A 12,732-nucleotide genomic window follows, 5' to 3' on the forward strand; every position below is an offset into this window, starting at 1 on the left:
TGATAACGCTCAATATTCCAACAACCTGAATCCTGGAGGCGCAAGCATTGGACGTCGGTGAACGACTGCAATCCATCCGTAAGCTCAAAGGACTTTCCCAGCGTGAGCTCGCCAAGCGTGCGGGTGTCACCAACAGCACCATTTCGATGATCGAGAAAAACAGCGTGAGCCCCTCGATCAGCTCGCTGAGGAAGGTATTGGGCGGGATTCCCATGTCAATGGTCGAGTTCTTCTCCGAAGAAATACTGCAGGAAAAACCGACTCAGATCGTCTACAAAGCTAACGAACTGATCGATATTTCCGATGGCGCAGTGACCATGAAACTGGTCGGCCGGGCTCATCCGAGCCGTGCCATCGCCTTCCTCAATGAAATTTATCCGCCAGGCGCCGACACCGGTGACGAGATGCTTACCCACGAGGGTGAGGAAACCGGGATTTTGCTGGAAGGTCGACTTGAGTTGGTGGTCGGACTTGAAACTTTTGTGCTCGAAGCTGGCGACAGCTACTACTTTGAAAGTACCAAGCCACATCGTTTCCGTAATCCGTTCGACGCGCCGGCGCGACTAATCAGCGCAGCCACGCCCGCGAACTTTTAACAAAAGAGGCGTCCTGCCAATACGGCAGAGCTGCCCGGACTGTTTTTCCGTTGCACAACAAGACCCCTTCGACTTTGGGGTTGTTTCAGTGCGGCGGGCTTACCGTTATACTTGCGCCCGCCTGCGAACCGTGGCCGCAGGCGTGAATAGCCACCATTGAGGGTGAACGCGTGAACCTAATTATGAAAATGCTGGCCGTACCAGCAACCGTATTGGCCCTATGGGCTGTCAGCGCTCAAGCTGCGACTAACGACGATATTGCTAAACGCCTCGAGCCTGTTGGCCAGGTGTGTGTCACCGGTCAAGAATGCAAGGGTATGGAAGTTGCTGCATCTGCCGGTGGCGGTGGCGGTGCCAAAACCCCTGATGAAGTGATTGCAAAACATTGCAACGCTTGCCACGGTACCGGCCTGCTGGGCGCGCCGAAAATTGGTGATGCGGCGGACTGGGGCAAACGTGCCAAAGAACAAGGTGGACTCGACGGTCTGTTGGCAAAAGCCATCAGCGGCATCAACTCCATGCCACCTAAAGGTACGTGCGCCGACTGCTCCGATCCTGAGCTCAAAGGTGCAATCGAGAAGATGTCCGGCCTGAAATAAGCCCGACGCTTCCAGCGAAAAAGCCGCTTGCGAGCGGTTTTTTTGTGCCCGCGATTTGCCGTCCAGGACTGTTCATTGCAGCAAAGACCCGGCAAGCTCGGTCCAACCTCAATTCACGGAATGTAAGGGAGGATCAGATGGTGCAGCTGTGTTCTATCGAGCAAGCGGTCGATGACGTTTTGGCGCGATTGCCAGCGCATATCCACATGGGCATGCCGCTGGGGTTGGGCAAGCCCAACCATTTCGCCAATGCGCTTTATCAGCGTGTAGCGCAACTGCCCGAGCGCCAGCTCACCGTCTATACCGCGCTGTGCCTTGGCCGGCCTGCATTGGGCGATGGCCTGCAAAAGCGTTTTCTCGAACCCTTTATCGAACGGGTTTTCGGTGATTATCCAGAGCTGGACTTCCTCGCCGGCCTGCGCAAAGACAGTTTGCCGCCCAACATCCACGTTCATCAATTTTTCATGCAGCCCGGCAGTTTGCTCAATAGCGCATCGGCGCAGCAGGATTACGTCAGCAGCAACTACAGCCATGCAGCCCGCGACATCAACGCCGCCGGCCTCAACCTGATCGCGCAATTGGTCGCCAGCCATAGCGATCACCCGGATCGCCTGAGCCTCAGCTGCAACCCGGACATCACGCTGGATTTGTTGCCCATGGTCGCCAAGCGTCGCGAAGCAGGGGAGACCATTCTGGTGTTGGGCCAGGTGCACAACGACTTGCCATACATGCCCGGCGATGCGGAAGTCGGCATCGACACCTTCGACCTGTTGATCGATGAGAAGGACAACACCACGCTGTTTTCCACGCCGAACATGCCGGTCGGTTTCCAGGATCACTTCATTGGTTTACACGCCAGCACGCTGGTGCGCGACGGCGGCACGTTGCAGATTGGCATCGGCTCGATGGGCGACGCGTTGACCGCCGCGTTGTTGGCACGTCAAGCCGATAATGCCGGTTACAAGGCACTGCTGGCGGATGTAAACCTCAGCCAATGGGCGCAATTGATTGACCGCGAGGGCGGCATTGAGCCCTTCGCCAAGGGCTTGTACGGTTGCAGCGAAATGTTCGTCAACGGACTGCTGGTGCTGGCGGATGCCGGCATTGTGCGGCGCAAGGTCTACCCGGATGTACTGACGCAGCAACAGGCAAACGCCGGCACGCTGGACGAAGCCGCACAGACTGACGGCATCTCGGTGCACGGTGGCTTCTTTTTGGGGCCGCGCAGTTATTACGAACGCCTTCGAGAGCTTCCGCAAAGCAAGCGGCTCGAATTCAACATGACCCGTATCAGCTACATCAACGAACTCTACGGCCAGGAAGAGCTCAAGCGCTTGCAGCGCCTTGATGCGCGGTTCATCAACACCGTATTCACCATGACGCTGCTCGGTGCCGGCGTGGCGGATCAGTTGGAAGATGGGCGAGTGCTCAGCGGCGTTGGCGGGCAGTACAACTTTGTCGCGCAGGGGCATGCACTGGACGGCGCGCGCTCGGTGCTGATTTTGCGCAGTTGGCGTGAGTCGGGCGGGGATGTCAGTTCGAATATCGTCTGGGAATACGGCCATTGCACCATACCGCGGCACCTGCGAGACATCGTGGTCACCGAGTACGGCATCGCCGACCTGCGCGGTAAAACCGATGCGGCAGTGATCGAGGCGTTGCTGAACATCAGCGACTCACGCTTCCAGCAGGGCTTGATCGAGCAGGCGCAGAAGGTGGGCAAGTTGCCGAAGGATTTTCGGCTTGACCCGCGTTTTGCCGAGAACAATCCGCATCGGTTACAGGATATTCAGGCGCGGCATCCGCATTTGTTTCCTGAGTATCCGCTGGGGTGTGATTTCACCGAGGTCGAGCGTGATCTGTTGCGCGCGCTGAACTGGCTGAAGAGCAAGTTCAAGCTGACGGAGATTCTGGAGCTGGGCAAGGCTGCGCTGGATGCGCCGCCAGCGTCGGAATTTCCCGCGCATTTGGAGCGGATGCAGCTGACCAACCCGGACGGGCTGAAGGAGGATTTGTTTCAGCGGTTGTTACTTACCGGACTGAAAGCCACCGCGCAATAACGCCCAACGCAAAACCAACTGTGGGAGCCAGCCTGCTGGCGATGGCTGTCTGTCAGTCATGAAGCTGTTGACTGGCACGATGTCATCGCCAGCAGGCTGGCTCCCACAGGGGAAATGCGGTGTAGCTGGCGTTAATCGATGAAGGTCACAACGCCGCCGGCCAGCGACTGAACGCGTGCCAGCGATTCAACGCGGTAACCCTGGGCGTCCAGTTCCGCACGACCACCCTGGAACGACTTTTCAATCACGATCCCCAAACCGGCCACGGTAGCGCCGGCTTGTTTGATGATCGAGATCAGCGCTTGCGACGCCTTACCGTTGGCCAAAAAGTCATCGATGATCAGCACGCGGTCGCTGCTGGTCAGGTGGCGCGGGGAGATCGCCACGGTGCTTTCGGTCTTCTTGGTGAACGAGTAAACGGTCGCCGACAGCAGGTTTTCAGTCAGGGTCAGGGACTGTTGCTTGCGGGCGAAGATCACCGGCACACCGAGGTTCAGCCCGGTCATGATCGCCGGGGCAATGCCCGAGGCCTCGATGGTGACGATCTTGGTGATCCCCGAATCCTTGAACAGCGCGGCGAACTCGTCGCCGATCAACTTCATTAGGGCCGGGTCGATCTGATGGTTCAAAAAGGCGTCGACCTTCAGGACCTGATCGGAAAGCACGATGCCTTGTTCGCGAATTTTCTGGTGCAGTGCTTCCATGAAGCGTTTCCTCTACTGGCGCCGTGTGCGCCTAGTTTGTCAAAAAGTGTTCGGTTAAAAAGTAGACAATTCTATCGCTTTAACATCGCGCGTATATCCGCCAGTGCGGTATTTCCGCGAACGGCTTTGACTTCCACCGGCGTGTCGTCGTTGCCTTCCCAGGCCAGATCGTCTGGCGGCAGCTCATCAAGGAAGCGACTCGGCGCGCAATCGATGATCTCGCCGTACTGCTTACGCTTGGCTGCAAAGGTGAAAGCCAACGTCTGACGCGCGCGGGTAATCCCGACGTAGGCCAAGCGGCGTTCTTCTTCGATGGTGTCGGCTTCGATACTGGAACGGTGCGGGAGAATTTCCTCCTCCATGCCCATGATGAACACGTAAGGAAACTCCAGTCCCTTGGACGCGTGAAGGGTCATCATCTGCACACCTTCGGCGCCGTCCTCCTCTTCCTGCTGACGCTCCAGCATGTCGCGCAAGACGAGTTTGCCGATGGCGTCTTCGACCGTCATTTCGCCTTCTTCGTCTTTCTCCAGCGTGTTCTTCAGCGCTTCGATCAGAAACCACACGTTGCCCATGCGGTAATCGGCTGCCTTGTCGCTGGAACTGTTGGTGCGCAGCCAATTCTCGTAGTCGATGTCCATGACCATGCTGCGCAGCGCCGAGATCGGGTCTTCGCCGGAGCATTGCTCGCGCACCTTGTCCATGAAGCGCTTGAAACGTGACAGACGATCGGTGAAGCGCGTATCCAGATGCTCGCCCAAGCCGATTTCATCGGTGGCGGCGTACATTGAGATCTTGCGCTCGGTGGCGTAGTTGCCCAGTTTTTCGAGCGTGGTCGAGCCGATCTCCCGGCGTGGGACGTTGATCACCCGCAGGAAGGCGTTGTCATCATCGGGGTTTACGATCAGCCGGAAATACGCCATCAGGTCTTTCACTTCCTGGCGGCCGAAGAAACTGTTGCCGCCAGACAGTCGATACGGGATCTGGTGGTGCTGCAGTTTCAGCTCGATCAGCTTGGCCTGGTAGTTGCCGCGATACAGGATCGCAAAATCGCTGTAAGGGCGATCCGTGCGCAGATGCAGGGTCAGCAGCTCGACGGCCACGCGCTCGGCTTCGGCGTCTTCGTTGCGGCAGCGGATCACCCGGATCTCATCGCCGTGGCCCATTTCGCTCCACAGCTGCTTTTCGAATTCATGCGGGTTGTTCGAGATCAGCACGTTGGCGCAACGCAGAATGCGGCTGGTGGAGCGATAGTTTTGCTCCAGCATCACCACCTTCAGAGACGGATAGTCGTCCTTGAGCAGCATCAGGTTTTCCGGACGCGCACCACGCCAGGCATAAATCGACTGGTCGTCATCACCGACCACGGTGAACTGGTTGCGCGTACCGATCAGCAACTTCACCAGCAAATACTGGCTGGCGTTGGTGTCCTGGTACTCATCCACCAGCAGGTAGCGAACTTTGTTCTGCCACTTTTCGAGGATGTCGGCGTGTTCCTGGAACAGTTTTACCGGCAGCAGGATCAGGTCGTCGAAGTCCACCGCGTTGAATGCCTTCAGGGTGCGCTGATAGTGGGTGTAGACGATGGCGGCAGTCTGTTCCTTGGGGTTACGCGCGTTTTCGAGGGCTTCGGCCGGCAGGATCAGGTCGTTTTTCCACGAGCCGATCATGTTCTTGATCTCGTCGACGCCATCGTCGCCCGCGTATTCCTTTTGCATGATGTCGGTCATCAGGGCTTTGACGTCGGTTTCGTCAAAAATCGAGAAACCCGGTTTGTAGCCCAGCCGCACGTGTTCCTTGCGGATGATGTTGAGGCCCAGGTTGTGGAACGTGCAAACCGTCAGGCCTCGGCCTTCGCCGCCCTTGAGCAGTGTGCCGACCCGCTCTTTCATCTCGCGCGCGGCTTTGTTGGTAAAGGTCATGGCGACGATGTATTGGGCGCGAATACCGCAGTTCTGGATCAGGTGCGCGATCTTGCGCGTGATCACACTGGTCTTGCCGGAGCCTGCGCCGGCGAGCACCAAAAGAGGGCCGCCGACGTAGTTCACGGCTTCTTGCTGCCGGGGATTGAGTCGGGACATATGAAATCAGAAAGTCGTTTGCGAAATGGGCCGGCATTTTAACAGGCTCAGCGAATTGTGCTGCTCTCTCCGACTTGTGACGCAGCACGCTATCTATATTTGCCGGTTTTGATACTTTCACGCAGGATGCGCGGTGAAATTGCGTCTAATGTTCGTAATTCCGGATACAAACGTCTCGTTTGATAACCGATGTCATTTGGTCATTGGTTATTGGCGCGGCATAATGCACGCCGCCAACATCATTGCAGAGTCTAGGGAGCTAGCTTGTCTACGCCTGTCGAACCCTTGCGTTTGCTGCTATTGGCCGAAGAGCCAGCGTGGTCAGCGTTGTTGCGCGAGTGTCTGGCTCCGATGGGGAGTTCGGCCGTGCTCATCAGCGCGCCGAACTGGGACTCGGTCAGCACTCTGTTCGATGACAACCGCAGCGCGGTCTTGTTGACTATTCCTGAACTTCAGCCCGCACCCGGCCGTTGCAACTTGCCCACGGTGCTGCTGCTGGAGCACGAACCTGCGTCGCCGCCCGATGGTGTCAGCGATTGGCTGGTGCGTGATCTGCTCGATGCCGGCATGTTGCGTCGTTGCCTGCGGCACGTGCGTGAGCGCGGCATGCTCGAAAACACCCTGCAACGCCTCGCCGAACAGGATCCCCTGACCGGCATTGCCAATCGCCAGGGTTTCCAGACCTTGCTGGCAGCGCGCCTTGCAGAAAACGAAGGTCGCGGCTTGGCGCTCGGTCACCTTGACCTCGACAACTTCCGACACGCCAATGATGCCCTCGGCCATCAGGCTGGCGACAGGCTGATCCTGCAAGTGGTCTCGCGGCTGAAAAGTCAGCTTGAGGCCGGTGATCAACTGGCGCGGCTGGGCAGTGATGAATTTGCGTTGCTGATTGATACCCGCCGGGCACCACAACGTGCAGAGTGGATGGCGGAGCGGATTACCGAAGCACTCGCCGAGCCTTACTGGGTCGACGGTGAAAGCCTGTTGATCGGTTCCAGCCTGGGCATCGCCCATGCCCGGGCCCAGGCTGGCGCAGACCCGCTGATGTGGCACGCACACATCGCCATGCAGCAGGCCAAGAGCACCCAGGGCTGCACGTTTCATATCTTCAACGAACGCATAAACCGCAATGCCCGCAGCATGGCGGACCTGGAAAGCGAGTTGCGCCGTGCACTGCGCCGCGATGAGCTGGAGCTGCATTACCAGCCTCGTCTGAACCTTGAGGACGGCCAGATCGTCGGCCTCGAAGCCTTGGTGCGCTGGCGTCATGCCGAGCGCGGGTTGCTGCCACCGAGTGAATTCGTGCCATTGGCCGAGCAAAGCGGTTTGATCGTGCCACTCGGCTACTGGGTGATTTCCCGTGCCTTGCGCGACATGCAGGCACTGCGCGAGCGCGGTTTGCCGGCACTGCACATGGCAATCAACCTGTCGTTCCGGCAGTTTCAGGACAGCCAATTGCTCTCGACGTTGAGCCGGCTGATTGCCGAACGGGGCGTCGAAGCGCAATGGCTGGAGTTTGAACTGACCGAAACCGCGGTGATGCGTCGCAGCGATCTGGTGAAGCAGACTATGGACGCGCTCGGGCGACTGGGCGTACGTTTTTCGCTAGACGACTTCGGTACCGGATTCTCCTCATTCGTGCACCTCAACAGCCTGCCAATCGCCTTGTTGAAGGTCGATAAGAGTTTTGTCGGCGGCATGGAGGAGCGTGAAGAGAATCGCAAACTGGTCCACGCGATGATCAACCTCGCGCACAACCTCAATCTTGAAGTGGTTGCCGAAGGTGTTGAAACGTCGGAGCAACTGGATCTGTTGCGTGGCTTTGGTTGCGACCAGGTGCAGGGTTATCTGATCAGCAAGCCGTTGCCGCTGGCGGAGTTGGTCGAGTATTTGAGCTTCGGCAACAGCCAACAGCCACTGATGGAAGTGGTGGTTTAACAACGGATAATTGTGGGAGCGGGCTTGCTCGCGAAGAGGCCGTGTCAGTCGCCATCATTTTTGACTGACTCAGCGCCTTCGCGAGCAAACCCGCATCACAAGTGATTTCAGTCTGGCTGGGCGACTTCGAAACGCTGCACCGATGACTCGCGCCGAATCATTCGTTTCATTTTCCATTCAAACGCCAACGTCAGGCTCACCGCCGCGCACGCCAGTCCCAATGCTAATCCCCACCAGACGCCCGTTGGCCCCCAATGCAGATGGAACGCCATCCACCAAGCCGCTGGCGCGCCGATTAGCCAATAGCAACCCAGCCCGACCAGGAACGTGGTCTTGGCATCCTTGAGCCCGCGAATGCAACCCATGGCAATGGTTTGCGTGCCGTCGAACAACTCGAACCACGCCGCCACCGCCAACAGGCTGACGGCCAGGTCGATAACCGGGCGAAACGCCGGGTCGTTATGGTCAAGGAACAAGCCGATCAATTGGTTGGGCAACAGCCAGAACACCATGGCGAAGCCGAGCATCGCCACTGCCCCGAACACAATCCCGACCCGCCCGGCCAATCGCGCATCCAGCAATTGGCCGGCGCCATAGTGTTTGCCGATGCGCATGGTAATCGCATAGGAGAGCCCGGCCGGAACCATGAACGCGACCGAGACGATTTGCAGGGCGATCTGATGCGCACCCAGTTGCGTGCTGCCCATGGTGCCCATGCACAGCGCGGCGAAGGCAAACAGCCCGACTTCCACCGCATAAGTGCCGCCAATCGGCAATCCGAGCCGCCATAGCTCTTTCAGGTAGTGGCGGTTGGGCCGCGACAAGCCTTCAAGCAGCGGGTACGCGTCATAGGCCGGATGCCGGCGAATGTGCAACGCGAGTGCGACAGCCATCAGGTTGGCGACAATGGCGGTGACCAATCCAATCCCGACCAGGCCCATTTTCGGCAGACCGAACATCCCCGTGATCAGCGCATAGTTGAGCAGGAAATTGGCCACCGTACCGCACAGGCTGATGACCATCACCGGTGTCGCCCGGCCGATGGCGCTGGTGAAACCACGCAAGGCCATGAAGCTCAAATAGCCGGGCAGGGCGAAAGGCAATATCAACAGAAACTGCCCGGCCGCGTGCACGTTGGTTTCGGTCTGGCCGAACATCAGCAATACCGGTTTCAGGTTCCACAGCAACAATGCCGCCACCAGCGCCATCAACCACGCCAGCCACAATCCAGCCTGTGTGAGGCGTGCCGCACCGACGATGTCACCGGCGCCCTGACGAATCGCGACCAATGTGCCCACGGCGGCAATGACGCCGATGCAGAAGATCGATACGAAGGAATACGTGGCCGCCCCGAGGCCGCCACCGGCCAAGGCCTCCGGGCTCAGGCGCGCCATCATCAAGGTGTCGGTGAGGACCATCAGCATGTGCGCCAACTGCGAGGCAATCAGCGGCCCTGCCAACCGCAAAATGGCCGAGAGTTCAATACGCGCTGGATGCTTCATGGTCATCACGCTCAATTATCAACGGAAACAGCAAAGGACCGATTCTCGGCGCTTTGCAGGGTTTACACAAAGGGATAAAAAGGATGGGTAGCATGATTAAAACTCATGCTAAGAAGTTTCTGATAGATTTGCCGGATCCCGCCGTAGGAGTTTTCCTGATGTCGCGTCGTCTTCCTCCGTTGTATGCCCTGCGCGCATTTGAAGCGGCCGCACGACACAGTTCATTTACCCGCGCCGCCGAGGAGCTGTCGATAACCCAAAGCGCAGTCAGTCGGCATGTTCGTACGCTTGAAGAGCATTTCGCCTGTCGGCTGTTTCACCGCAGCGGACGCAACCTGCAATTGACCGAGTCGGCACGCCTGATCTTGCCCGGTATTCGCGAAGGGTTCACCGCTTTGGAGCGGGCCTGTAATGCCTTGCGCGCCGAAGACGATATTCTGCGCATGAAGGCACCATCGACCCTGACCATGCGCTGGTTACTGGCGCGGCTCAGTCGTTTTCGCCACCTGCAGCCTGGCAATGAGGTGCAATTGACCAGTGCCTGGATGGACGTTGATTCGGTGGACTTCAACCATGAACCTTTTGACTGCGCCGTCATTCTCGGCAACGGGCATTTTCCACCGGACTGGGAGGCCAGTTTCCTGTTCTCGGAACAACTGATTCCTGTCGGCGCACCGAATCTTCTGCAGGACAATCAGCCGTGGGACATCGCGCGCCTGGCCGCTGCCGAATTGTTGCACCCGACGCCGGATCGTCGCGACTGGCGCAATTGGCTGGAGCGCATGGGCCTGACCGATCACGTGTCACTCAAGGGCGGCCAGGTGTTCGATACGCTGGAGCTGGGCATGATTGCGGCGGCGCGCGGTTATGGTGTCTCGATGGGCGACCTGTTGATGGTCGCCGAGGATGTGGCGCAGGGGCGCTTGAGTTTGCCTTGGCCGACGGCGGTCGCCAGCGGTGAAAAGTATTACCTGGTTTGGCCGAAAACCCGCCCCGGAGGCGATCGTTTGCGCCGCCTCAGCGACTTCCTGCAAGGCGAAGCGCGCGCCATGGAATTACCCGACGTCCACCACTTGAGCTGAATCGATAGAGCTGTCGCAATGATGGCTATTTGCTATATCCCGGTTAAATACTCAAGTATTCGGTTTCGCCGCCGAAAGTCTGCACATGGAACCTTCGTGCAGGTTCGACGCATTCCCCATTATTAGAAATTTTGCCGAGCGTGAATCGCGATCAAGGAAGATCCGGTCGCTCGGCCAGGAGCTGTCATGTCTCAACCTCGCGCCCGGATAGCCTCACAGCTGGGGCTTGCGCTTGCCGCGATACTGGCAATCGTCATCACCGGCAGTACCGTTTTTGCACTGCGTTCGCTGGACGCCGCCAACCTCGCCACCCGCGAAGAGCATTTGGCGAGCGAAGCGCGGTTGCTGGCCGATCAGCTGAGTACGTTTCACGGTACGTTGCGCGAAAGCACCCAGCGCCTCAGCGGCTTGTTCGAAAAGCGCTTCAGCGCCGGCCTGAGCCTGCATCCGGATGAGCCGGTCGCAGTGGCGGGTGCCCAGACGCCCGGTCTGCACTTGGGCAGCGAAGTACTGAACAACAATTTCAAGGAAGTGGACGACTTCAAGCAAATGACCGCCGGCGTTGCCACGGTATTTGTTCGCAGCGGCGAAGAGTTTATTCGGGTCAGCACGTCCCTTAGCAAACAGGATGGTGCGCGGGCGATCGGTACGCTGCTCGATCACGCGAACCCGGCCTACGCGCGTTTGCTGGCAGGGCAAAGCTATGTCGGTCGTGCGGTGCTGTTTGATCGTTTCTACATGACTCAGTATTCCCCGGTTCGCGATGCGGCGGGCAAGGTCATTGCTGCATTGTTCGTAGGGTTCGATTACACCGATGCGCAGAACGCACAATTCGCCAACCTCAAACGCTTTCGAATTGGCCGGACCGGGTCCCTGGCGTTGTTGGATGAGCAAAGCAAATGGCTGGTGCCGATTGCGGGCGTAGAAGCATTGGATCAAGCGATTCCAAGCATTGTCGGCTTGGCCAAAACGCCAGGCAAAGGCAATTTCTGGAGCGATAAATCAGAAGATTTCTACAGTGTTGCCGTGCCATTCGACGGCGGACCCTGGTCGGTTGTGGCCAGCATGCCGCAAGCCGAAATTCGCGCCGTAACCTGGAGTGTCGGGATTCAACTGGCGATTGGCAGTCTGCTTGCCATGCTGATTGCCGTCGTGGCGGCAGTCTGGTTGCTGCGCAGTAAACTTGCGCCGCTGGGTGATCTGGTACGGCAGGCCGAAGCCTTGGGCGCCGGTGACTTGAGCGTGCGTCTTGATGTGTCGAGCAACGATGAAATCGGGCAGTTGGCCCGCGCCTTCAATCAGATGAGCCAAGGCTTGTCGACCATGGTCGAGCACATCCGCAAAGCTTCGGGCGAGGTCAATAGCCGTGCTCAGGCCTTGTCGGGTCTGTCCGGTGGCGCCTACGAGGGAATGGAACAGCAGTCCGGTGAAATCACCAGCATGGCCGGCGCTGTCGAAGAGTTCAGCGCTACGTCGCTGAACATTGCCGACAACATGAGCGACACCCAGCGTTTGGCTCAGGAAAACGCAGAGCAAACCCGTATCGGTCGCACGTCGATGGACGAAGCCTCTTCCTCGCTGGAGCAAATTGCCGGCGCGCTGAACAGCACTGCGACGGTGATCAACACCCTGGGCCAGCGCTCTCAGGAAATCGGCGGGATTGTCGGGGTGATTACCTCGATTGCCGAACAGACCAATTTGCTGGCATTGAACGCCGCCATCGAAGCGGCCCGTGCGGGTGAGCAGGGCCGTGGTTTTGCGGTGGTGGCGGATGAGGTTCGAAACCTGGCTTCGCGCACACGGCAGGCCACGGATGAAATTTCGGTGATGATCCAAAGCATCCAGCACGAAACCGGCAACGCCATCAGCACCATGGAGCAGGGCAATGTGCTGATGCAGGAAGGGCTTTCGCGTAATGCCAATGTCGCGCAAGCCCTGGCGCGCATTGATGAGCAAAGCCGTTCTGCGGGTCAGCAATTTTCGGCGATCACTACCGCAACCCAAGAGCAAAGCAGTACCGCGACGTTACTGAGCAGCAATCTGCAAAGCATCGCGTTGGCTAACAGCGAGCAGCGGGAAGTGGTGTCGAACCTGGCGATTACGGCCAAGGAACTGGAATCGCTGGCGGCGGAATTGCGTCAAGAGGTTGATCGGTTTCGTTGAGTCGCCT

At 58.4% G+C, this 12,732-nt stretch carries 9 protein-coding genes; 6 read left to right on the forward strand and 3 right to left on the reverse strand.

Annotated elements, in window-relative coordinates; all coding sequences use genetic code 11:
- Positions 1-47: 47 nt before the first annotated feature.
- The 3 genes from ACQR3R_RS18240 (at position 48) to ACQR3R_RS18250 (ending at position 3,255) form a co-directional block, all read left to right on the forward strand.
- A complete protein-coding gene (locus tag ACQR3R_RS18240; protein ID WP_008150195.1) occupies positions 48-596 on the forward strand; it encodes a cupin domain-containing protein in 549 nt (182 codons plus the stop codon).
- Between the two features lie 170 nt (positions 597-766).
- Positions 767-1,195: a c-type cytochrome gene (locus tag ACQR3R_RS18245; protein ID WP_428273921.1), complete on the forward strand. Its 429-nt coding sequence runs from the start codon at positions 767-769 to the stop codon at positions 1,193-1,195.
- A 137-nt stretch (positions 1,196-1,332) separates the two neighbouring features.
- Positions 1,333-3,255, forward strand: a complete 1,923-nt coding sequence (locus tag ACQR3R_RS18250) for an acetyl-CoA hydrolase/transferase C-terminal domain-containing protein (RefSeq protein WP_428273923.1) — start codon at positions 1,333-1,335, stop codon at positions 3,253-3,255.
- Positions 3,256-3,386: 131 nt separating this feature from the next.
- Here the strand turns inward: ACQR3R_RS18250 and ACQR3R_RS18255 are convergent, their stop codons facing one another.
- Both ACQR3R_RS18255 and rep read right to left on the reverse strand, forming a co-directional pair.
- Entirely contained in the window at positions 3,387-3,959 is a 573-nt protein-coding gene (locus ACQR3R_RS18255; protein WP_046030651.1) for a xanthine phosphoribosyltransferase, read from the reverse strand.
- Between the two features lie 71 nt (positions 3,960-4,030).
- On the reverse strand, positions 4,031-6,040 hold the full coding sequence (gene rep, locus ACQR3R_RS18260) for a DNA helicase Rep (RefSeq protein ID WP_140664723.1): 2,010 nt from the start codon (positions 6,038-6,040) through the stop codon (positions 4,031-4,033).
- A gap of 264 nt (positions 6,041-6,304) precedes the next feature.
- On the opposite strand from rep, the gene ACQR3R_RS18265 reads away from it, so the two are divergent.
- A complete protein-coding gene (locus ACQR3R_RS18265) occupies positions 6,305-7,978 on the forward strand; it encodes an EAL domain-containing protein (protein ID WP_428273926.1) in 1,674 nt (557 codons plus the stop codon).
- A gap of 107 nt (positions 7,979-8,085) precedes the next feature.
- Here the strand turns inward: ACQR3R_RS18265 and ACQR3R_RS18270 are convergent, their stop codons facing one another.
- On the reverse strand, positions 8,086-9,480 hold the full coding sequence (locus ACQR3R_RS18270) for a NorM family multidrug efflux MATE transporter (protein WP_428273928.1): 1,395 nt from the start codon (positions 9,478-9,480) through the stop codon (positions 8,086-8,088).
- 158 nt (positions 9,481-9,638) lie between these two features.
- Here ACQR3R_RS18270 and ACQR3R_RS18275 point away from each other — a divergent pair, with 158 nt between their 5' ends.
- Positions 9,639-10,562, forward strand: a complete 924-nt coding sequence (locus ACQR3R_RS18275) for a LysR substrate-binding domain-containing protein (protein ID WP_428273930.1) — start codon at positions 9,639-9,641, stop codon at positions 10,560-10,562.
- 186 nt (positions 10,563-10,748) lie between these two features.
- The gene (locus ACQR3R_RS18280) at positions 10,749-12,725 is read left to right on the forward strand and encodes a Cache 3/Cache 2 fusion domain-containing protein (protein ID WP_428273932.1); all 1,977 of its coding nucleotides are present in this window, start codon (positions 10,749-10,751) and stop codon (positions 12,723-12,725) included.
- Positions 12,726-12,732: the final 7 nt, after the last annotated feature.

The organism is Gordonia sp. IEGM753, from assembly GCF_050321825.1.
GTDB lineage: Bacteria > Pseudomonadota > Gammaproteobacteria > Pseudomonadales > Pseudomonadaceae > Aquipseudomonas.